The sequence below is a fragment of the Salirhabdus euzebyi genome, from assembly GCF_014207435.1.
Taxonomy (GTDB): domain Bacteria; phylum Bacillota; class Bacilli; order Bacillales; family Alkalibacillaceae; genus Salirhabdus; species Salirhabdus euzebyi.
The window spans coordinates 186,126-208,946 of record NZ_JACHGH010000004.1 but is presented as its reverse complement, the minus strand read 5'-3'; the positions used below and the strand labels follow the sequence as shown (position 1 = coordinate 208,946).

Below are 22,821 nucleotides of genomic sequence, written 5' to 3'. Positions count from 1 at the left end.
GATTTTACACCGGGCGCTTCTTTAATTTAATCCGCATCTTTACTGTATAACTTAACGTTGTTTCTACCTGCCTCTTTCGCCATATATAATGCTTGGTCTGCTTCTTTTATTAACGTATCCAATGCTTTCGTATGAGAAAAAGTGCTCAATCCCAAGGAAATTGTTAACTTCCCATTCGGTTGTTTTTCTTCCCCATAAAACGGATAGGTTTCCACTAATATTCTGAATCGTTCAGCGGCCTTTGCTACAGCTTGCGTGTTTTCAAGATTGGAAAAACAAATAATAAATTCTTCCCCTCCATACCGAGCAAATAAATCTTCTTTTCGCATACTATCCGTTAAGAGTTGGCCTATTGTCCGAAGTACAGCATCACCAGCAGGGTGGCCATGTGTATCATTGTAGTTTTTAAAGGAATCTACATCAAACATAGCTATAACCATTGATTTATCATGAATTTTAAGATCATTCACTTTATTTTTAAAATAACGTAGGTTATACAATTGTGTCATATTGTCATGCCTGGAATGGAATTCTAATTCATTTCTGTTTAACAAATTCCGATTCGTATCGTTGTTGATTAATCCGATAATAAGTAAGGCAGCTATTTCAAAGATGAACATTAAAATGGTAGTAACTTCATTAGCTGGAGTTGTCCAAAGCATTAGAACAGATTTAATGATTGCGTATGTAAAAAATCCTGTTAACAAGACTTTTACATTTAAAATGGTATAAGGTGGGTTAAATGCTTTCCTATTATGAAAGATAGAACCGACAATAAAAGGCAGAAGTATTGCTTGAATTGTGCCCTGAATTACTGTCGGACCCCCTAAATCAATTCTCATCCAAGTAGGAAAAAGGATTGAAATAAAGCCCATTTTCCAGCCACCAAGAAAAGATACGAAGAAAATAGGTATTCCTCTTAAATCTACTCTCATACCTTCAAACATTAGTGGATGGTGCATGACCCACATACTTAACAGACTAATTATCACAGGAGTAATCACAATATACATTGGTATTTTTTTAAACTTTTTTAAAATTAATTCTTTAAATTTAAGGACTACATACATAAAAGCAATAATTAATGTCATGTTAGCTACAAAAGCATCTATAATTTCATGCAAAATTTACTTCTCCTTTTGTAAGTTTCGTCACTTTGAATTGTTAATAATAATATACCTAAAATGATTGCAAATTGGGAAGGTAAATCCGTTTCCTTTTTGTATTTTATTTTTAGAGATGTAAAAAACCCAAACCATTCATAGATTTGGGCTTTGGCATTATTATTTTTACTTTTTGGTTTAACTAGCACTTTCCGTTTTATCTAATACTTCTTCCGTTGCAACGAAAAAAACTCCCATTAAAAAGATAAAGACTGCGCCTATAATCGTTCCTATTCCGATGGAAGCCATCACACTGGAACCAATACCAAAAACACCTAAGAAGAAAAGCGTAATTCCTAGTGTCAATACGAAAGCTCCAACATATTTCACCGCATTTAAAATTTTTGTATGAGATTCCATTCCAATCACCTCTTCTACTTATATTATTCATTTTGTTCACAAAATTGTCAAACTTTCTTTTAAAAAGAGGTGGCTGTAAGGTAAATCATGCTATTTCAATCCGTAAAAACTCTTCGTATTTAAATAAATTTGCTCATACACATTAGCTAAATCTATATTTTTTAGCTTTGCTATTTTCCTTATCGTTTCATGCATCATTTTAGGGTGAGTCATTTGATTTTGGAAGGGTCCTTCAAAGGGCCAGGGCCCATCTGTTTCAACCATCATTTGATTTAATGGAAAGTTTATAACAAGGTCCTGTATTTCCTGCTCATATAACACATCGGGTGTAATAGAAATAAAGTATCTATTTTTTATCATCTTTTCAACCGTACTAGAATCACCCTTAAACCAATGAAAATGTGCTTTTTGAACATCATGTTTTTCAAGAAGCGAACAAACTAGCGGCGCATCCTCATAAACAGCGTGAAGAACAATTGGTTTATCAAGTCTTTTAGCATCCACTATAAATTTTTCTAACATACTTATGTAAGGTTCTAGTGGAATTTGCGGATTCTCTTTGCGAAGATAATAAGGCAAACCAACCTCACCAATTGCAATCATTTCATTTTGATGTTCATTAATAAAATTCCTCAAATGTTCTATTTCTGCTTCCGTTGGGATAGGCTGCTCAGGATGGTATCCAAAAGCAACCTTCAATTTACTATACTGACGGGCAAATGCTAGATTTCTTCTCGCTGATTGCAAATGATTAGAAACCCCAATTAGCGCATCTACTTCGTATGCTTCCGTTTCTTGTAACATTAAGCTCTGTTCATCTTTCTTGTACAAATCAAAATGAATATGGCTATCTATTACTCTTTTATTCATTGAGAACTCTCATCTCCTGATAGATTAATTTTTTCCAATGTAAAAATTCTTCTGTCAAAAGTAAATCCTCTCTTCTTGGTCGATCAAATGGAATGTTGAACTCTTTCACTACTGTAGCTGGTCGATCAGATAAAACAATTATGCGGTCGGATAAAAAAATCGCCTCTTCTATATTATGGGTAACAAACAATATAGATCGTTTATACTCACTCCAAATCGATAATAGCCACTGCTGCATATCAAGTCGGGTAAATTCATCTAATGCTGAAAAAGGTTCATCCAATAAAATCAGTGATTGCGGGCTTAGAATACTTCGAATGAATGAAGCTCGTTGCTTCATCCCACCAGATAACTCATGAGGATAAGCCTGTTCATAACCTTTTAGTCCTGCTCTCTCTAGCATATCACGTGCTTTCTCTTCATCCTTCTTCCCTACTATTTCTTGCCCGAGTAAGACATTCTGCAAAGTCGTTCGCCAAGGCATAAGTGAAGGAGATTGAGGAGTATAGCTTATGGAGCCACGTTTTCCAGTGATGTCTTCTCCCTCTAAATAAACGGCTCCGGATAAAGGGGCTGTCATGCCACCTATAATTCGAAACAATGTACTTTTCCCACTTCCGGAAGGACCTAATAAAGAAACAAATTCTCCCTCTTGTACAGAAAAGGACACATCCTTCAACACCGAACGTTCCCCATAGGATTTTTCAATATGTTCAATTTTAAGGTGACTCAATGTTATCCCCCTCCTTCCCCGACTTCCATTTGATGACCATATTTTCTAGCAATACGATAACTAGAAAAAATAGCAAACTTAAAGTAACGATGAACAATATCGCAACAAACACCCGATCGGTACGAAAGGACGAAGATGCCAATGTCATAAATACCCCTATTCCTTTACTAGCTCCAAGCCATTCCGAAATAACAGCTCCCATTACACTATACGTAGCAGAAATTTTTAATCCCGAAAATAAAGAAGGCAACGCATTCGGCCATTCAAGCTTCCAAAAAATCTGTTGCTTTGTTGCCCCAGCCATTAACATATAATGATTAAGATCACGATCTGCTTGACGAAATCCATCTAATAACGAAATCGTAATAGGAAAGAAACAAACTAAAGAAATAACCATAATTTTCGGAAGCATTCCAAATCCAAACCAAATGACTAATAACGGAGCAAGAACAATGATAGGGATATTTTGTGTCACAATTAGTAAGGGATAGAAGGCTTGACGTAAAAAAGGAACAAGATGCAAACCTACTGCAACGAGAACGCCAATACTACTTCCAACTGTAAAGCCAATAATAATTAATTGAACAGTAGAAAAAATATGGCCTGTATAATGAGACCATCCGTATATAGCTTCTAACCAGACTTGTGAAGGAGCAGGTAGAAGCCAACCCGGTATAGCAAATATTTTCGTGCACAACTCCCAAATGATGAAGAAAAGGACGAGGACCAAAAATGGTCGCCATCCTTTCTGTAATACCTTTCCCATTAGCGATATTTCTCCGTGAGCTCATTCATTGATGCTCCGTCTGGCTTATACAATATTTTAATTTGTGAAATGACATTAGGGCATCCTAGTTCAACCATTCTTTGATTCATCTTTTCTACAATCGTCAAAAGTTCAGGAAGGTCACCCTCCATCGTTGTTTCTAGTGGATTCACTTGAAAAGCTAATCCTGATTGTTCAATGACACTAATTGCTTCATCCACATATGGGATGACATCTTCGCCATTTTTGGTTTTCGGTAGAATTTGGATACTTAGCAATGTATTGGCCACGCTTACTCCCCCTCAGGCAAGAATTCATTCGTAAATGCCTTTTCACTGTCTAACTGTCCTTCTAACAGATCATGCTCATACATCCAGGACGCATAATTTTCCCATACCTCAAGCTTTTGTTCACCCCAACGCTCCGCATCATCTTGATATTTTGGAGCCAACCAAGCTTGACTTGCTTTTACCAATTCCGGATCTAAATCAGGCACTGCTTCTATCAAAATATCAGCTGCTTCCTCTGGGCTATCGATTGCTACTTGATAACCTTTTGCAACTGCTCGTAGAAATTTACGAATTGTCTCTGGATTTTCGGCTATCATCGTTTCATTCGTTGCTAAAACTGGCGTATAGTAATCTAGCTTTTCACTATAATCTGTTAAATAAACGATATCAATTGGTTGGTTACGTAACTCTGCTTCAACACCTGTCCAACCATAATAAATCCAAGCAAAATCAATATCTCTCTCCGTTGCTGTGAAAAAGTCCGTATCACCCATATTGACGATTTCTAACTTCTCTACATCGGCATTATCTTGTTTCATAATAGTAGATATGACTGCCTTTTCGACTGGAGAACCCCAACCACCATAAATTTTCCCTTCAAAATCCTTCGGTGATGTAATATTTTTAGCGACTGGAGCTGCAAATCCAGACGTATTATGTTGAATAACAGCTGCAATAGAAACAATTGGAACTTCCTGCACGCGAGCTGCTGTAATACTTTCCTGGTAGCTTACACCAAAATCTGCCTTCCCTGTTGCAATCATTTGATCTGCACCAACTTCTCCAGGCATAATGATCTCTACATCAAGCCCTTCCTCTTCAAAATATCCCTTAGCTTTTGCAACATATAAACCTGTATGATTAGTGTTTGGTGTCCAGTCTAATACGACATTGATTTCCTCTAATTCAGTTTTAGAGTCTGAATTTGTCTCTTTCTCATCCTCCCCCGCACAAGCTGTGAGCAATAATAACGTCATAAACACAAAAAATAACTTCTTCATTTTAAATATTCCCCTCTCTCTTGGTTTAACTAAACGAATAAGTATGTATGGGGTACATGCAAACAATATAAAAGCGCCCTAGGATAATCACCTAGGGCGCATACAATAGCATGTGCATAACAACAGTATACATATGTTAAGTATGTTCCCTACGCTGGTCTTAGCCAGATCAGGTTCTAAGAGTCAGTATCTTACGGATACTATCTCAACCAGCAACACTGGTCCCCCTACAACTTATCTTTTAGTTATTAAATTTTACTTCCTAAACAAGTATGACAAAATACGAATTAGATATCAAGAGAAAGATAGATTTTATATTTTCAATTGTTTAAGCTGCTACATCTCTTTTATGGAAAACATAATGAGCAAGGAATTGGAAAATAATAAAATAAACAACCAATACCATGACAGAAAATGCAAGGGTCATTCCTTCTATTAATGGAACTCCCTCTATATATTGCATGAGCTCTGTGTTTGCAAACAAAATGTATTTCGCCCATTCAAATTTTTGTGCTAGCATCGCTGTTAATTGTCCTCCTGCAAACATTAAAAAGATAGAAAGACCAATCGCAAGTGAGCTGTTTCTAAATACCGCCGATATCATAAAAGCCATCGTAGCTAACATGAGCATATTAATAGATTTCAAAGAGTATAAAATGATTAAATGAACTCCCATATTTTGTTCTGTAATAGTGCCATTATAGTAATTGAGATGTGGAGCAGTAGTTTCAGGTGTTCCAAATAAAATAACACCGACTAAACTAGAATAAGCAAATGAGATAATTAGCATTAGTAGTGCAAACAGGATAACAGTTATATATTTAGCAACGAGAATTTTCCCTCTACTTATTGGTCTAATTAACAAGAGCTTAATCGTCCCCCAATTGAATTCGGAGGCCACAATCCCAGCAGCAACTATAATAACAAACAAACCTGCAAATTGAATGATATTCGAAGCATCATATACAAACCCCCATACCGAATAATCTTGATGTGGGGAAAGATTGTGTTCTATACGATACTTGTTAATTGCTATATCCCTTTGATAAGAGTCAATCATACTTTGAGGGGCATTTTGGATATCTTTCAATTCTTGCTCCCTATTATTAATTTCTGTTTGTAATTGTTCTTCCCAATTTTCGCTACCTGTTCCCCTATCTGGATTTTCCTGGGATCGGATTATGATACCTACGAACGTAAGTAGCAAAATAATCAATCCAATCATGACAAATGTTCCCGTCCGTTTAAATAGTTTAATCCATTCATTTTTTATTAAATTAAGCATGTGTGACTTCCCCCTTTTTATCTGTAACTTCGAGGAATCTATCTTCAAGTGTTTTCGATATTTCCTTAATCCCATAAATGTTAATTTCCTTTGAAACGAATTCATTGACCAACAATGGGATATCATCTTTCTTTAATTGGCCTGCTATACCGTTGTCTGTAAGGGACATTTTAATTGTTGGGAATAACTGTTGAGCAACTAAAAGGGCTTCATCCTTTGGTGAAACCTCCAGCTGATAGGAATTTTCCGCCCCATTAACAAAATCACGTACTCGTTGTACATCTATGAGTCTCCCCGCTTGAATAATCCCAATCCGGTCACACATCATTTCCATTTCGGAAAGTAAGTGGCTAGAAACAATAATGGCCATATCTTTCTCCTTAGCAAGCATCCGTAAATGATCTCTAATTTCCCTAATGCCAGCGGGATCTAGACCATTTGTAGGCTCATCAAGAATAAGAACCTTTGGATCATGAAGAAGAGATTGGGCTAGTCCGAGTCTTTGTCTCATTCCAAGTGAATACGTTTTGACTTTATCGTGAATTCGGTCCGTTAGTCCAACGAGTTCCACTACCTCATCCACTTTCTCCTTGTTAACTCCCTTAGACATTCGGGCAAACTGCATAAGGTTTTGATAGCCACTCATAAACTTATACATTTCAGGATTTTCCACAATAGCCCCTACTTGGCTTATTGCCTTAACGAAATTTTCTTTGATGCTATATCCCGAAATCGTAATATCTCCAGAACTAAGACCTATAAGCCCAACTATCATTCGAATAGTTGTTGTTTTCCCAGCACCGTTTGGACCAAGAAACCCGAATACTTCCCCACTGTTCACTTCAAAACTTAAGGAATCTATAATCCTCTTTCCATTAATTGTTTTTGACACGTCTTGTAATTTTACAACTCCGCTCATGCTCAATCTCCTTTATTTAGATCTAATTACTAATAACTGATTACGTTTTAATAGAGTCCTAAAGAATGAACCATCAATCCTATCCACAGAAAAAGACAGCCCCAGTTGACCGTCTCGTTAAACTCTTTCCCCATGGGGAATCTGAATTAACTATAGTTAAGAGTAAATGTTATAAATTTAGTTGTTACACTCCAATTTATCTTTAGTCTACGAATATCAATTCATCTATATTTCCCTATAAAAGACATTAATTCACCTTTCCATTTTATAGCAAAAGGGAAACAAAGGATATCATTTTTTCACAATTATTAACTTTAGTGTAGATTCCCTTTTGTTTGTTTTAAATGTTTTAACATTGCTACAATCAGAAAACTAACGATGACAAGCAATAACCAAGAGCTTACCTTTCCAAAATGAACGATTTCCCACTGGCGTTGTTGGTTTGGGTAACTCCAAGCACCTAAGAAAGTGGCAATATTTTCAGCAACCCATATAAAAAAACCAATCAATATAAAAGATAAGGACAGAGGCTTCGCGTATGTACGTTTACGAACAGTAAAATAAACAAATGTATGATAAAAAAGAATAATCGTTAGCAATTTTAATAACCAACGAAAATCAAGAATAAAATGATGCGTGTAAAAATTAAAATAAATCGCTGCACTTAGAAACATAACAATCCATGTTGGGGGCCATTTCACTAGTTTTAAATCCAGCCTTCTCCACGCCTGACACATGTAGCTAGCGACACTTGCATACATGAAACCACTATATAATGGCACTCCAAGAAACTTGGTGAATGCCTCTTCTGGATAACTCCATGAACCCATATGTACTTTGTAAATTTCTAGTGCCAAACCGATCAAATGGAAAACGCCAATTACCTTTAATTCATCCATTGTTTCCAATTTTAATGCAAGCATGAGCATTTGGGTTATGATACAAACCAATAAAATTAGGTCATACCTATGGAGGAATGGAATATCAATAATTTTAGTCACTGCTAATGTGAGGAAAATGATAATAGGAAAAATACAAGCCTTTGCTTGAGCAAGTCCAAAATAAAATAATTGCTTCATACAAACACCCTAACTACTATGATAGATTAATGGATATGTAATTTATCATATCAGAAAAAAGCCTCTAGCACTTTATTACATGGTAGAGGCTTTTCCTATTTGCATTTTGTTTTTTATATTAAGTATTCTTTTCAAGTTTAGCTTTTATTTAAATGTAAGTCTTCTCGTTTGTAAAAACCACCTATCCAAGCATCGGAAACATGTGAGACTCCTCGAAAGTGAAAGCCAATTTTCTTCGTGCGATGTAATGCTGCCTAAGCGTTCCTTGTCCTATGGGAGAGCATGAGTCTGAAGACCCCGCAGTGAGAGCTCTCTGCTGGCGAAGGAGGCTGGAAAGCGAGTATTTTTCCGAGGCGACGGACTACCACTCATCTTGTAAAGAAGGGGCTTCATACACCATTAAGTTACTTCGCCGTTTTAGGAAAAACAGCAATAATTCACGTTAAAGAATAGATGGGTTTGTGAATTTGTTCACAAATATGCCACACTAAATTTTGTTGAACCGTGATATAATCTAGCTGTAAGGAACAATCAAACCTTACACCTTAACATTACAGGAGGCTCAACCATCCTAGTGAGTTTCGTTAATTAACGGGTTAAAAACTAGGGGAGAATGACAGGAACTCGGAATGTGGAGAGTAGGAGATTGGGAGAATAAAAACTAACCAACCTTCCGAAATGTCCCGAGAACTTGGAAGGAATGAGTCCAAACAAACGGTCATTGAGGATAGTAAATGGAAGGATCATCTTTTCTTTAAGGAACGAATAAACAGGATGAAACGTAGGCCTACGTTTCATCCACTTCGAAACCTTAAAACGAAGGGATGAAATGATCATTAACTTTCTAAATTAGGACCTAAAAAGCGGAAAATTATCATACTTTCAAGCTGAGTTGCATTCGAAATATGAGTTTTCAAAAGATTAAGGGAATCAGTATCCAATTTACGGAACTGACAAACATCCTAATAAAACACTTCCGATGAAAAGTCTGTTGGAGATTTTTATTTGGTAAAGTGTTTTGGATTCCCTCTATGGGTCGAGTGTACCTAAAATGCGTAACATTACCCATTAAGGATGTGGTATGGTTGGGTCCCCTGTGATGTTAAAAAAGCATTTCGGAAAAAATTCCGAAATGCTTTTTTATTGCTTAGAAATTGTAAAATTTGGACTTATGGATAAGTTAGTTGCACGGGGGAGCCACATCTAGCTCCAGCACCTACCCCCTTGGGACATATGTCAATCCCTTCTGTAGCAAAATCCGCCACGGCAGGTCTTGGCTTATGCATATCGGGGGTGAGCAAGGCGCTTGTGCTTTTGTTCTTTAATAGACTTTGTCACCATTAAAGATAGAGTTTTTCACCACTACATAATCAACATGACGTATTGCGTCTAGTTCCTTTCCTCCAGCATAGGAAATAGAGGATTGTAAGTCTTGCTCCATTTCTGTCAACGTATCTTGTAGAGCTCCTTTATATTCCACGTACATTTTTTTACCTTCTACATTTTTCTTTTCACCTTTTTGAAATTCGGAAGCAGATCCAAAATATTCTTTAAACAACCTTCCGTCTTTTTCAACTGTTTCTCCTGGAGATTCCTCATGGCCTGCAAATAAAGAGCCAATCATTACCATCGTTGCTCCAAAGCGAATAGATTTAGCAATATCACCGTGTGTACGAATACCACCATCTGCAATAATGGGTTTGCTTGCAGCCTTTGCACACCAACGAAGTGCTGCTAATTGCCAACCACCAGTTCCAAATCCAGTTTTTATTTTCGTAATACATACCTTTCCAGGTCCGATACCGACTTTTGTTGCATCTGCCCCAGCATGCTCAAGTTCTCTGACCGCTTCAGGTGTTCCCACATTTCCAGCAATAACAAAACTATTTGGCAAATGCTTTTTAATATGTTTAATCATTTCAATTACTGCATTAGAATGACCATGCGCAATATCAATTGTGATGTATTCTGGCAAAAGTTTTTCTGCTGCTAATTGTTCAATAAAACGATATTCTTCTTCTTTTACTCCAACACTGATGGAGGAAATTAACCCACGGGATCTCATATCCTGAATAAAAGAAATTCTCTTTTCGGGATTAAAACGATGCATAATATAGAAATAATTATTTTCTGCTAAATAAATAGCAATCTTTTCATCGATAATTGTTTGCATATTTGCAGGTACAACAGGAAGCTTAAATGTATGTTTACCTAAAGTAACTTTTGTATCACATTCTGAACGGCTGTTTACTACACATTTTGCAGGTACTAATTGAATATCTTCATAATCAAATACATTTTCCATGATGCACACCCCTAAATACGAATATTTATAATAAGATTATTGTAATCGTTCGTCCATTACGTAATTTACATCATTTCACATCGAATGTCAAAGGATTTTAAGGTAAAATAACAAGTTTTTAGAAAATAAAAATAACAGGACAAAAATGCCCTGTCATCAGCTTTTACTTCCTCTTCCTTTTATTTTTTATTCACGTTTTACCATTCGCATTAACCCGATCAGGAATATACAATCCTATGTAATGCAAAATATCCTCTGTTTTATAAGAAGTCATCTCAACTGGCATTTTAAACGTTTTTTCCTTCTCTAACAATTGCTTTCGAAAGGTGTCTCTTTTTCTAAATGCTACTTGTTTTTGAATAATTAGTTCATTCGTAACAACAACATGCAGAAAATGTTTTTTTGTCTTGAAAAGGGAATGTTTTTTTTCTTTTATGTATTCGGTAGAATTATAGACTAAAACAATAGCTTCGTATGGGAACGTAATTGTAGGATATCCATTTACTTTAATATTGAAGTCAGTAGGCGAAATACTCATAAAGACGTTAGGAGAAATAAAATTAGAGATAAAATAGAAAAGGCCTATCAGGAAGATGAGCATTAATCCGTATACATAAAGCTTACGTAACTCTGACAAATGTCCAGTCCCAATTAAAATAATACATGTAACCAACAAAACAAAGCACAGTACCGTATACAAAAAATATTTCAGACGACTATACTCGATATAATACATGTCCCTCTTCCTTCCATATTAGAACAATTGGCTTATCGACATAAATAAGTAAAGCTACTATTCTTAATGATTGTTCTTATAGAATCATTAAATAAATAACCTCTATCCCACTTCATCTTGGATAGAGGTTTTAGAGCACTAGTTGATTGTAGAATTTCTATTAGTATTATACTAGTATGTTACAGATGATTATTCAATACATCTTTTAATTTGGCTAACTCTTCCTCTGATAAGGTAACTCCCTTACCCATTTTCTCATGATTTGGGGCCCAATCTCGTAAATCATACTTAGGGCTTCTCCCATTCCAGCTCACCAAGTTAAGCTCTTTCGTCCACCCTTTTGGTGACTCTGAGAGCACGGCAATCGTTTCTATAATTTCATATTTTAACTCTGCCACAAGTCATTCCTCCTTTAATGTAGATTACTCTTCTTTTCCTCTTGAACTTGTTCTTCTGTTTTTCGTCCTGAGGCTAAGTCAATTAAATCATTTTTTGCGTTTTCAAAACTATCATAATTTTTTATAGTCCTCGTGATTTTGTATTGGGATCCATCTTTTTGAATACTATATTCTTTTCCGCTTCTATTTTCAATCTTCATACAAATCACCCTTTTCTTTTACTTTTGTTTCTCCTTCAATTGCTCGAATAGTTTCTCAACCGTACCAATACCTACATTGTCATACTTAGCAAGAATGACGAGTTCTTTCGGGAGCTGACCTACTGTTTCTATTTGGTCATTATTAAGCTGTCTCAACAAACTTGGAATACCGGTAAACTGTTCTGCGGATAAAGGGATTTTCGATAGTTCTTCTGTTACAACAATGTGCTTGTCTTTATAAAAGAAGAATAGCTCCCCTGACCGCTCCAACGTTAGTTTTCTACGAGCCTTTTCCTCTTCCATATAAACTTTTAAATCCTCAAATAAGTTTTCATCGTTTTTTTCATTATAGCGTTTCACATATTTGTGGAGACCTTCTAGATTACTTGGCAATTCACTCATTATACGGGCCTGCTGCTCTGCCCCTAAGCGAATCAGGAATAGCTCTGACTTCGCAAATCGTTGTGGCAACAAAAAGGCATCACGTAAAAAATAAGGAATAGCTAGTTTTTCATTCCCATAAGAAAGATAACGAATCGCTGTAAATCCTGGCTGCTCCGGTACAACTTCGATCGTTTCCATAGAAGCTGCTACTTCCTCATGCGCTAACTCCTCTTCCTTTTGGTGCACGGACGCCATTAACAAGTCTTCTAATGACTTTAACCTTACCTCTAGCTCCGTAATATCATAGGATTGCTCCGGTTGAATTTTCGGGTCTTGGTAATCAGGAACTTCCATTTCAACAGGTCCATACACTTCTACGTACCATTTCACAATCTTATACAATGCTTCCCATGAGTGTAAAGCTTCTGAAAAACGGAAAACACGGGAATCATGTGCTGCTTGGTTTCCTGCTTTTCGCACATAGTGAAGAGCATCTCGAATCTCCTCCGGTAAAATATCATTTTCACCCAGCATATCCAATCGTTCCTTTAAGCTAATCCAAGGGTCATTTGGTAGTTTTTCTACTTTCATTACTTGCTGTAAAATATTTTCCACAAACACTCTAGCATGAGTCAACATTGTACGAGGACTAGAAAATATACTATTCTCCAATTCCCGAGCTACGTACGCAAGTTCTTTCGAAATAGGTTGAAGAAATTGATAGAAATAAGATTGTTTGTCCATGTATTGTCCTCCGTCTTCCAAACCTTTAGTTTTTGTCTACTTCTATTATAATGAATAGGGTTACTAGTTTTAAAGTTCTGTGTTGTCATACTATTTATTCCCAAAAAAATTTAACCTTTTCGAACTATGCTTATTTAAACAGGGGTGATATATAATGGAGCTTTGGGATGTTTACGATCAAAATAGAAACAAAACGACTAGAGTACATAAACGTGGTAATCCATTAGCTAACGGTGATTACCATATAGTTGTCCATGTATGGATTAAGAACGATAAAGGTGAAATCCTCTTAACAAAACGTCATCCGAGTAAACCTCATCCAAATTTATGGGAGTGTCCAGGTGGATCTATTCTATCGGGTGAGGATAGTCTTCCTGGTGCGATTCGAGAAGTAAAAGAAGAAATAGGAATACACTTACTAGAATCTAATGGCACATTGCTAACAAGCGAACGGCGTGATGAGTTTAATGATTTTTATGATGTATGGTTATTTAATCAATCCTTTAACCTAGAAGATACAATATTACAAATGGATGAAGTAAGCGACATAAAGTGGGTTACACAATCTGAACTTATGCTCATTTATCACGCTAATCTCTTAGTACCAACTCTACATTATTTTCCCATCCTCTTTAAAACTTGAAACAGCACGGCTAAATAGCCATGCTGTTTCGATTTATATCTTAAATCTGTTCTTTAAACTTCTCATAACTATTTGTTAGCTTATATTCTACTTCATTTTGCAGGGCAGAAAAGTGCTTACGTCCACATACAATTTTACCATTTTCCGTAAAACGAAGATCCTCTTGGTCTGTACTCCCCTTCGTTTCCACAACAAAGAATAATGTTTCTACACCATCTTTATCTACTAAAACAGCCCAGTCAGGATTATAGTTCCCAAGTGGCGTATCGATGACGAAGCTTGCTGGAAGCTTGACAAATAATTTGACATCCTCATCACTATTCAACTTCTCCGCAAAGGTGCGTTCCACATTAGAATCATACCGAATGTAGTTGTAGACTGATTTGTCTTTTGATACTTCAACAGCATTGGCTTTCATGTAACCGACAAGCTCCTGATGCTCAAATAGTGATTGCTGATAGTAAGCGTGATCCCCAATCCGTTCATACTTTATCCCATCAATGATTAACTTCTTCTTCTCTCGATTAATAATTTTCATCACTGATTCCATAAACGCTTGCGGATTTTTCTCGAAATCTTCTAAACGTTTTGATCTAATTAAAATGTCCACAAGCGTACGGCGTTTCAAGTTTGTCTGTTCCTGTAAATAACGCAATATGTCAGGCAAACGACGTTTTTCTTCATTGGCTTCAAACGTTCGGAAAGTCTTCCCTTCTCCCGTAACACCTGATTGATCTACCTTTAATATCGCATTTTCACGCCTGATTTTTCTCGCTTGAAATTCATCTAACTTTTGAATTGCTTCAATGCTACGGCTCTTTAGTGTTTCGGAATCTAAATCAACAGAGTACGTTGTTTTGTATTTAATTTGATCCCAAAGTTGATTAAATTCTTCACTAAGAAAGACTTCCTTGTTCAAATGAATACGTACTTCATCTTTTTTATTAAAAACAGGCAACTTCTTAATTGAACGTTTGATTACTTGTTCTATATCCTGTTTAATTGCCTGCATTTCCTCAGGTACTTCAAATGCTTCTTCAGCAATTGCTTCTTTCAGCTTTGTTTCTACCTTGCCTTTTTTCGTAATAAAATTTTCTTTTACTAGAAATGCAAAAATTTTAGCCGAATAATCATAACCAATTGCTTTCGCTTCTCCAGTTTCTTCATTCGTTTGGGTAATTGTAGAAAAAGATTGCTCCTCCAAATAACCAAACTTCACACCCGTTTCCTCTTCCATTTCCTGTTGTAAGGATTCAGCAAATTCCTGATAAGATTCATTTGCAATAACCGTAAGGACATTAATGTTTTCGTCATATTGTCGTTGACCATCTTGATTAACCGCTAAACGAAGACCCCGACCAATCTTTTGACGCTTCGTGAAAGGATCCTTCGTTTCTACTAATGTACATATTTGAAACACGTTCGGATTATCCCAGCCTTCTTTTAAAGCCGAATGGGAAAAGATAAAACGTAAAGGTGTTTCAAAGCTTAGTAGTCTTTCTTTTTCCTTCATAATAAGTTCAAAAGCGGACTCATCGTCTTTATTAGAGCGTAGACTACCATCCTTCGCCACTTTACTATCCTTATAATTCCCATTTTTATCCTGGGAGAAGTAACCGTTATGCACTTCCTCCACCTGGTGATTCGATATATAATTGTCTTCCTCAAAAAGGGTACGATATTTAGGTGATTCGATTAGATTTTTATATTCCTCTTCAAACATGAGCGCGTATTTCCCTTTTTCCCATGACTGACCTTTCGGATAGAGGCGATAATTTTCGACTTTATCTATAAAAAATAACGTAAGCACTTTTATCCCTTTGTTCACAAGCTTTAGTTCCTTATCTAAATGCGTGCGAATCGCTTCTCTTATTTGATATCTTTTTAGCAAATCATCATCCATTGCACCAATTGATTCGCCAAGCCCAAGGACTTTCCCGTTGGCAAATTCAATCATTTCACTTCCAGGCGTACAGTCAATCCCTTCTAAAATGAAACCACGGTACAAATCCCGTTCCCCGGAAATCAAATAGAGATTATTTTTCTTGTTCGGGTTTATTTCCTTCCTTACCTTAGCAACCGTACCATTTCTCTTTTGCTCATCGATTTCAACCGTCGCTTTATAGCCATTTTTATTGGAAACATTTATTAATTTAATATAAGGATCATTATAATCATCATCTGAATTCACCGATAGCACTTCGATCTTCTTTACCAGCTTCTTCTCATATGCATCTACAGGATCGAGCTTGTACATTAAATTGTACGTTTCACGGTGTGTTGCGGAATAGCGCAATTTACACAGTGGATTTAATGAAGCAATTGCTTCTTTTGCTTTCTCCGTATTATCCACACTTTGTGGTTCATCGATTATAACAATTGGGTTTGTTTCTTGGATGAATTGAATCGGTTTTTTCCCGTTCATCGTATCCCGTTCACGATGAATTAAGTTTGCTTTGCTCTCCTTTTCAGGATCATCAAAGCTTTTCTTAAACGCATCAATGTTAATGATCATCACTTCAATATCTGTGCTCGTTGCAAATTCACGAACTTGCTCTAAATAGGTAGAATCGTATTTGAAAAAGTGACAATGCTGTCCAGGATATTCATTCGCAAAATGCTCTTCTGTCATTTGTAATGATTTATATACACCTTCTCGAATTGCAACACTAGGTACAACAATAATGAACTTCGTGAATCCATATTTTTTGTTTAGTTCAAAGATACTTCTCGTATATACGTATGTTTTCCCTGTACCCGTTTCCATTTCAACGGTAAAATTCCAATCTTGAATATTCCTGCTTTTCGGTAGATGATTTCGTATTTGGATCCTTTGCACATTTTCCAGTACTTCTGTTTCCGATAATTCGAGCTTGTTTCCAATTCCTAACTCGGTAATTTCCTGCCCAACAATATCACCCATACTAACTGTAAAATTGGATACTTTTACGGTTTGCCCTTCAAAAATATCCGTGATGGACTGAATGGCATCAAGCTGATACTGTTGTTCATCGAACTTAATTTTCATTCTTACATCCCCTCTCTAAATAACACGGATATCTTCAACACCATAACGTTTCAATATTTGCTGCGCATTCGTACGAACGGTATCATCTTTAAATCCTTCATCATAAAACACGATACGAGCCGGCTTTCTCTCTGCCATTGCTTCTATTTGAGGCAGTGTTAAGTCGTACGCTAAACAAATGAGTAAAAATCCCATTCCGACCGAGTAAACTCGCTTTCCAGCAATGGTTATTTCTTCAATTGGAACGGTTAAAGGAACATCGTATTTTAGTAAAATTTCGTACACCACGTCTTCCGCGGTACGCCCTTCTTTAATTGGATCTACCAAGTCTAATAAATCGGTTTCTAGATTCGTTGTATCTTCATTCCAAAGACGGAGGTTCGTATCACTTAATGTAAATACTTTAAAACCAATATCTACATTTTCATTGGTAATATTTTGACCTGCCAACCGAATACGTTGTTTCCCGATTTCACATATGTTAGAATAGCCAGCTTTATAGGCGTCTTCCTTTTCATCAATTGCTTCTGGTAGCTGTACCATAATAAATTGTCGTGACCCACCATCCTCGGCGTTCAACTCCATTACCGCGTGGGCTGTAGCAGCAGATCCAGAAAAGAAATCTAAAATAATACCATCTTTTTCAAAATACGTCTGACTTTGAATAAGCTTTTTCAAGTAATTTTTTGGTTTTGAGTAATCAAAGATTTTCTCAACCCCAAACAATTCAATAAGTTCCTCATAAGCATCTTCATTTGTTCCGTTAATTTCAACCCCATCAACAAAGGAAGGAAAGCCTTTATATTTCTCATCTTCATTCACTTTGAATACACGAATTTGGAAATTTTCGGTGTTAATAATAAAAGCAGCCCCTAAAGCTAATTGCTCGTCCACTTTTTCTTGGGTCCAAATGAACGGTCCAGAAACGACTAGCTCGTCCACTATGAGACCATCCTTTACTTCTACCTCTTCATGAAGCTCAACCCCACTAGATCCCACACCGTATACACCTTTTTTATAACGTCCATCCTTCAGCTTCGTTTTAATAATATTGCGAGGGAAACGCAGCTTCTTTACTTTGTTTGTTCTCTTAATAAGAGGCTGTGATTCGGACTGGTCCGCTACACCACCAACAATTTTTGCTTCATTAATATTTTTACAATAAATCAAGCAATACTCTGTCACACTAACGATGTTTTTTGAAAGGAAGGAACCTTTTCGTTTCTTATTCCACGTAACAACACCGGCAAAATTGACTTCACCGAAAATCTCATTACAAATCGCCATCATATTTTTTAACTCATTGTCATCAATACTTATGAAAATAACGCCATCGTCCTTGAGCAAGTTTTTGGCAATTTTCAAGCGAGGGTACATCATGTTCAACCAATCTGTATGATATCGTCCATTTGTTTCTGCATTTGATTTTAAGCTTTCGTTCATTTTTTCTTTATAGTTGGAAAGGTTATCGTGAAAATTATCCTGATAAATAAAATCTTTTCCCGTATTGTATGGAGGGTCAATATAAATCATTTTCACTTTATTACGATACGAGTGTTGCAAAATACGTAAAACCTCCAGATTATCTCCTTCTATATATAGGTTTTGCGTCGTATCCCAGTTCACACTATCTTCCTTTTTCGGGCGAAGGGTACCAGTCGTTTGCTTTTGTGCCAATTGAATAGCTTCTGTTTTTCCATTCCAGCTAAACTCATATCGCTCTTTCTCTTTTTCTACAAATTCTCCCAGTGCCAATTGTAATTTTTCTATATCTACTTTATCTTCTGTAAATACATCAGGAAAGATTTCTTTTAACTTTTCGATATTGTCCTGTACAGCATTGAAGGTTTTTCCATCCAACTTCTCCACCTAACACAACTCCTTTATCTTTTGTAGCTTCTGTTCCACTTGCTGTTCTTGCCGCTTGATTTTCATATGCAAGTCCATTTTTATTCCAAAATCGAGTTGTCCTTTTTGTTCATTCTCTAGCCTTGTAATTTCATTTTGATTTTGACGTATATCGTCTAAAGCCTCTACGACATCATCTCGATTTTCGGTGTTTTTCGGGAAGTCATTTACTAGTAGTACGACTTCTTCACATCGCAACCATTGATAAATGTCATCATAAAAATGATACAGATGATCAAATGATAGCTTTGTCATCATTAAAACGTCCAAAAGTTGAGTATAAAGATCTTCCTCATTCCTCGGCTGAAACCAATTGGTAATCACCGGTTCCTCTAGTACAACTTTTGCCACATCCATTTTGTGAAGTCGTTTATGACAAGCACTTAGGAGGATATCTCCTTCAGGTGACTCCATCACAAGAACAACCGGATTAGGAATGGCTTTATGAACAACCTGGGCAATACGATTGTTTTTATCCTTTGACCTAATCTTCACATAGACCCATACAACCTCTGCATAATGTAGCTCCTTGGTTTGATAGGCTTGTATTTTCATGCTTTGTTGGTTCATCACACTTAACAGATAAATTCCGTCAACTTGGGACGTAAACAATTCCTTTTCAGCTGAAGAGAAATCAGCTTCGGAAAAAAACGCTTTTTTTGGTATTTTGCGATTTAAAATCGTTCGTTTTGGAATATCCAATCTATTTATTAACCATTCTCTCAATTTTACACCTACTTTATCACTAAGAATGATATTAACTCAAAATCCTCTGACGATGTATTCGTGTCCTGTAGGAGGCTTGAGTTCCCGAGACTAAATAGCGACTCCATTCCCTTTTCCTCAACAATACCTAACACAAATTCCACAGCCTTATCTAATAAATCCTTATAGGCAGTCATGTCAGCCAAATTATCCGTCTCCACTTGGAATTGTTCGAGTAAATTTTGAAAAACACCAGTTTGTCCTAGTGCTACTTTTCGATATAAATCTAAAATTTGCTTCGTCTTTAAATGACCTAGTTGAATATCACCTTTACTGTTCATCAACACAAGGTAATATGGGTATAATGCGCTCGTCTCCTTTACTTTTGCCTTCGCATTTCGTTGTTTAATACAAAATATAACCCCTGGCTCTGTATCAGGTGTTGGGGCTAGCTGAACAGACGTAATAGCATGTAGTCCGAGTGGTGCATGCTCTATTGCACGTTTATGAGTACCCATATAATCTATTAAATCCATCTTAAAATCATTTAACGTCAGATCAGTGATAGAAATTCCACCCGAAATATCCTCTAAATCCACAACCTCTTCTTGTAACTGCTTCAGCTGTTTAGCACGGTATTCGAGATCGTTCATATCTTTCTTTTCATCGTATTCAATCACATTTTCTTCCCCAGTAGCAGATATATCAAGTAAAACCATCCGCCCACTAACACGGGCTTCTAGGTTAATATACTCATCAAGGTCAATATTTGGCCAAAAATTTACAAGCTGAATAACATCATTTTTCGATCCTAGTCGATCGATTCGCCCAAAGCGCTGGATGATCCGAACTGGATTCCAATGGATATCATAGTTAATTAAGAAATCACAGTCTTGTAGATTTTGTCCTTCTGAAATACAGTCCGTTGCAATTAATATATCAATCTCATCGGTAATGCTAGCATCTAGCTTGCTACGTTCTTTAGATACTGGGGAAAAATGAGTCAATATGGCGTTCAAATCTTTTTGTATTCCTTTTAATGTCGTTTGATTTCCACCTGATCCCGTAACGAGCGCCGCATGTATGCCATGATTCTTCAACATCCATTCCGAAACTTCGTTATACAAGTAGGTAGCTGTATCTGCAAATGCGGTAAAAATAATGACCTTTTTATTGTTTGCATTGAGTGGCTGTTGAACTTTCTGATCAATGATGTTTTTAAGCTGAATTAATTTTGCATCACGTGGAGCCTGGACCTTAGCCGACTCGATTAATAGCTTCTCTAATTTCTCTTTATCATCCTCTAAATCCTGTTTCCACTTAATCCCATCAATATCTTGAAGAAGAACTTTTACTTTAGAACCGATGAGCATGTTCTCCACATCTTCATCATCCATATCTATATCGTTAATGTTTACATCCTCATTCGAATATTGGTGGATATGGTCTAGCTTGTTTATCAATACATCGATTTTCGATAAAAGGGACGCGATTGTCATCCCAAATGAATGAATCGAGCTTTCCATTCGCTTCAATAAATTTACTCGCATTAAATTGACAAGACTACGCTCCCTATCTATCTGCTTAAAGACCGAGCCACCCTTTACTTTCCGGTCATATTTTTGGCTATACTCTCTTTGCTTTTCGGGTAACACATATTTTAAAGGAGAATAGGCACTTAAATTCAATCGATTAATTAATTTATTTACTTCCTTAATCGCTGGAAACTCATTTAGTTGATCAATGTCTGCATTAATATTAATCGGCTTTAATCGCTCCGGAAATTTACCGATTTCAGACAAGTTATAGTATTTTTCAATATGCTTTCTTGATCTAGCAATAGTCACCGTATCTAGTAATTTAAAGTAATCAAAGTTCAACATTTCTAATAATGAATCTGCTTTTCTTTCCTCATTATCTAGCTTTAGCCACTTATTAAAACTTTGTTGTGCTTTCCGCAAGGTCATTTCAATGCTTTCCACACCAGCACTCTCAAGGGCATCGTCTTTTCCTTCCGTAATAAAAGCTACTTGGTTTTTCAAGTCATTCATTTTGTTGTTTACTGGTGTCGCTGAAAGCATAAGCACCTTCGTTTTCACTCCAGCTTTAATAATCTCATTCATTAATCTTGTATAACGAGTCTCCCGATCATTTCTTGCTTCGTTGTTTCGGAAGTTATGTGACTCATCAATGACGACGAGGTCATAGTTACCCCAATTAACAGTTGCTAGATTAATATCTCCAGATAACCCATTTGTTCTACTCAAATCTGTATGATTTAGCACATCATAATTAAATCGATCTGCTGATAATACATTTCGTTTATCATTTTGGGTGTAAATGAGCCAGTTTTCTCTCAGCTTTTTGGGACACAATACAAGAACCCGATCATTGCGTAGTTCATAATATTTAATAACGGCAAGTGCCTCGAACGTTTTCCCTAGTCCCACACTGTCTGCAATAATACAGCCATTATATTTTTCTAGTTTGTCAATGGCACCGAGAACCCCATCCTTTTGAAACTTATATAGCTTGTTCCAAACCTCCGTATCTTTGAAGCCAGTCTTTGACTTCACAATAGCTTCTTCATCCAACTCATCTAAATAACCTTTAAATATGTTATATAGAGTAACGAAATACAAATATTCCGGTGTGTGGTTTTCATAAATAATTTGTATTCGCTCTAAAACTTCCTGCTTTACTTCCTCTATAATATCCTCATTTTTCCACACATCGTTAAACCACTCGATATACTGCTTCGTCAAAAGTGGCTCGTCCATCAGTGTGTTCATTTCCAAACTAGGAGAGTAGGTGTAACCCAGTCCACTACTTGTAAAGTCAGAGCTACCTTGAATCGCGACAGATGATCCGTCTTTATTTTCAATATGATAAAGACGACTTTGGGTCATAGGAGAAGTTAATGATTTCATTTGCACCTTCGCTTTGATCCACTCGGCACATTCTTTTGCAATTTTCGCTTGGGTTAGTTCATTACGTAATTTTATTTCTAAGTCAGAGCCTGATAAACGCATTTCACGTTCTGATTTCTGAAAATCCTTTGACCCTTTCGCATAGTTTTCCGAAGTAAAGGTAGGATCAATAAATAAAAAACGCACCTCATCGACCTGCATTAATTCCTTTTTTAACATTTCAAAAGCATATATTGTAAAATAGGAGGACATGATTGCCACTTTTGAACCTTTCTTAAAGTAAGGCTTTAGTGCATCTCCTACAAACCCGGATTTTTTATTATCAATCATTTTATTTAACATCCCATTGCCTCCAATAACCATCAAATTCTATT

General features: G+C 36.4%; 20 protein-coding genes and 1 riboswitch. Of the genes, 1 reads left to right on the top strand and 19 read right to left on the bottom strand.

The annotated features are described in order from the left end of the window. Positions 1–26: 26 nt before the first annotated feature. From HNQ94_RS08185 to HNQ94_RS08115, 15 genes are all read right to left on the bottom strand, one after another. On the bottom strand, positions 27–1,124 hold the full coding sequence (locus tag HNQ94_RS08185; protein WP_246199960.1) for a diguanylate cyclase: 1,098 nt from the start codon (positions 1,122–1,124) through the stop codon (positions 27–29). Between the two features lie 177 nt (positions 1,125–1,301). Then, positions 1,302–1,523, bottom strand: coding sequence for a hypothetical protein (locus HNQ94_RS08180; protein ID WP_174495670.1), 222 nt, complete (start codon positions 1,521–1,523; stop codon positions 1,302–1,304). Between the two features lie 90 nt (positions 1,524–1,613). Next, positions 1,614–2,393: a TatD family hydrolase gene (locus HNQ94_RS08175; protein WP_174495671.1), complete on the bottom strand. Its 780-nt coding sequence runs from the start codon at positions 2,391–2,393 to the stop codon at positions 1,614–1,616. Beyond that, complete coding sequence (locus HNQ94_RS08170) at positions 2,386–3,126, bottom strand: ABC transporter ATP-binding protein (RefSeq protein WP_174495672.1); 741 nt, start codon at positions 3,124–3,126, stop codon at positions 2,386–2,388. The genes HNQ94_RS08175 and HNQ94_RS08170 overlap by 8 nt, the downstream gene beginning before the upstream one ends. After that, positions 3,113–3,892, bottom strand: a complete 780-nt coding sequence (locus tag HNQ94_RS08165; RefSeq protein ID WP_174495673.1) for an ABC transporter permease — start codon at positions 3,890–3,892, stop codon at positions 3,113–3,115. Before HNQ94_RS08165 ends, HNQ94_RS08170 begins: the two co-directional genes overlap by 14 nt. Beyond that, positions 3,892–4,182: a thiamine-binding protein gene (locus HNQ94_RS08160; protein ID WP_174495674.1), complete on the bottom strand. Its 291-nt coding sequence runs from the start codon at positions 4,180–4,182 to the stop codon at positions 3,892–3,894. The genes HNQ94_RS08165 and HNQ94_RS08160 overlap by 1 nt, the downstream gene beginning before the upstream one ends. Positions 4,183–4,184: 2 nt before the next feature. Beyond that, positions 4,185–5,183: an ABC transporter substrate-binding protein gene (locus HNQ94_RS08155; RefSeq protein ID WP_174495675.1), complete on the bottom strand. Its 999-nt coding sequence runs from the start codon at positions 5,181–5,183 to the stop codon at positions 4,185–4,187. Between the two features lie 129 nt (positions 5,184–5,312). After that, positions 5,313–5,422: riboswitch (TPP riboswitch) on the bottom strand. Between the two features lie 89 nt (positions 5,423–5,511). Next, a complete protein-coding gene (locus HNQ94_RS08150) occupies positions 5,512–6,468 on the bottom strand; it encodes an ABC transporter permease (RefSeq protein ID WP_174495676.1) in 957 nt (318 codons plus the stop codon). Next, positions 6,461–7,387 carry an ABC transporter ATP-binding protein gene (locus tag HNQ94_RS08145; protein ID WP_174495677.1) on the bottom strand — a complete coding sequence of 309 codons (927 nt, stop codon included), beginning with the start codon at positions 7,385–7,387 and terminating at the stop codon, positions 6,461–6,463. Before HNQ94_RS08145 ends, HNQ94_RS08150 begins: the two co-directional genes overlap by 8 nt. A 314-nt stretch (positions 7,388–7,701) precedes the next feature. Next, positions 7,702–8,466 carry a DUF817 domain-containing protein gene (locus HNQ94_RS08140; protein ID WP_174495678.1) on the bottom strand — a complete coding sequence of 255 codons (765 nt, stop codon included), beginning with the start codon at positions 8,464–8,466 and terminating at the stop codon, positions 7,702–7,704. Positions 8,467–9,787: 1,321 nt separating this feature from the next. Beyond that, positions 9,788–10,771, bottom strand: a complete 984-nt coding sequence (guaC, locus tag HNQ94_RS08135; protein ID WP_221452523.1) for a GMP reductase — start codon at positions 10,769–10,771, stop codon at positions 9,788–9,790. 190 nt (positions 10,772–10,961) lie between these two features. After that, positions 10,962–11,507 carry a hypothetical protein gene (locus HNQ94_RS08130; RefSeq protein ID WP_174495679.1) on the bottom strand — a complete coding sequence of 182 codons (546 nt, stop codon included), beginning with the start codon at positions 11,505–11,507 and terminating at the stop codon, positions 10,962–10,964. A 179-nt stretch (positions 11,508–11,686) separates the two neighbouring features. Next, positions 11,687–11,905, bottom strand: coding sequence for a YdbC family protein (locus HNQ94_RS08125; RefSeq protein ID WP_174495680.1), 219 nt, complete (start codon positions 11,903–11,905; stop codon positions 11,687–11,689). A gap of 14 nt (positions 11,906–11,919) precedes the next feature. After that, entirely contained in the window at positions 11,920–12,105 is a 186-nt protein-coding gene (locus HNQ94_RS08120) for a hypothetical protein (RefSeq protein WP_174495681.1), read from the bottom strand. A gap of 18 nt (positions 12,106–12,123) precedes the next feature. Beyond that, positions 12,124–13,233 (bottom strand): DUF4145 domain-containing protein, encoded by a 1,110-nt coding sequence (locus HNQ94_RS08115; protein ID WP_174495682.1) that lies wholly within the window; start codon positions 13,231–13,233, stop codon positions 12,124–12,126. Positions 13,234–13,387: 154 nt separating this feature from the next. Here HNQ94_RS08115 and HNQ94_RS08110 point away from each other — a divergent pair, with 154 nt between their 5' ends. Next, positions 13,388–13,876, top strand: coding sequence for an NUDIX hydrolase (locus HNQ94_RS08110; protein WP_174495683.1), 489 nt, complete (start codon positions 13,388–13,390; stop codon positions 13,874–13,876). Positions 13,877–13,916: 40 nt separating this feature from the next. Here HNQ94_RS08110 and HNQ94_RS08105 read toward each other — a convergent pair whose 3' ends face one another. The 4 genes from HNQ94_RS08105 to HNQ94_RS08090 are packed head-to-tail and all read right to left on the bottom strand — an operon-like array spanning position 13,917 to position 22,789. Continuing rightward, positions 13,917–16,904, bottom strand: coding sequence for a type III restriction-modification system endonuclease (locus HNQ94_RS08105; protein ID WP_174495684.1), 2,988 nt, complete (start codon positions 16,902–16,904; stop codon positions 13,917–13,919). A gap of 15 nt (positions 16,905–16,919) precedes the next feature. Then, the gene (locus HNQ94_RS08100; RefSeq protein ID WP_174495685.1) at positions 16,920–18,773 is read right to left on the bottom strand and encodes a site-specific DNA-methyltransferase; all 1,854 of its coding nucleotides are present in this window, start codon (positions 18,771–18,773) and stop codon (positions 16,920–16,922) included. Then, positions 18,774–19,538, bottom strand: coding sequence for a DUF4391 domain-containing protein (locus tag HNQ94_RS08095; RefSeq protein ID WP_174495686.1), 765 nt, complete (start codon positions 19,536–19,538; stop codon positions 18,774–18,776). An 8-nt stretch (positions 19,539–19,546) separates the two neighbouring features. After that, positions 19,547–22,789: a helicase-related protein gene (locus HNQ94_RS08090; protein WP_174495687.1), complete on the bottom strand. Its 3,243-nt coding sequence runs from the start codon at positions 22,787–22,789 to the stop codon at positions 19,547–19,549. Positions 22,790–22,821: the final 32 nt, after the last annotated feature.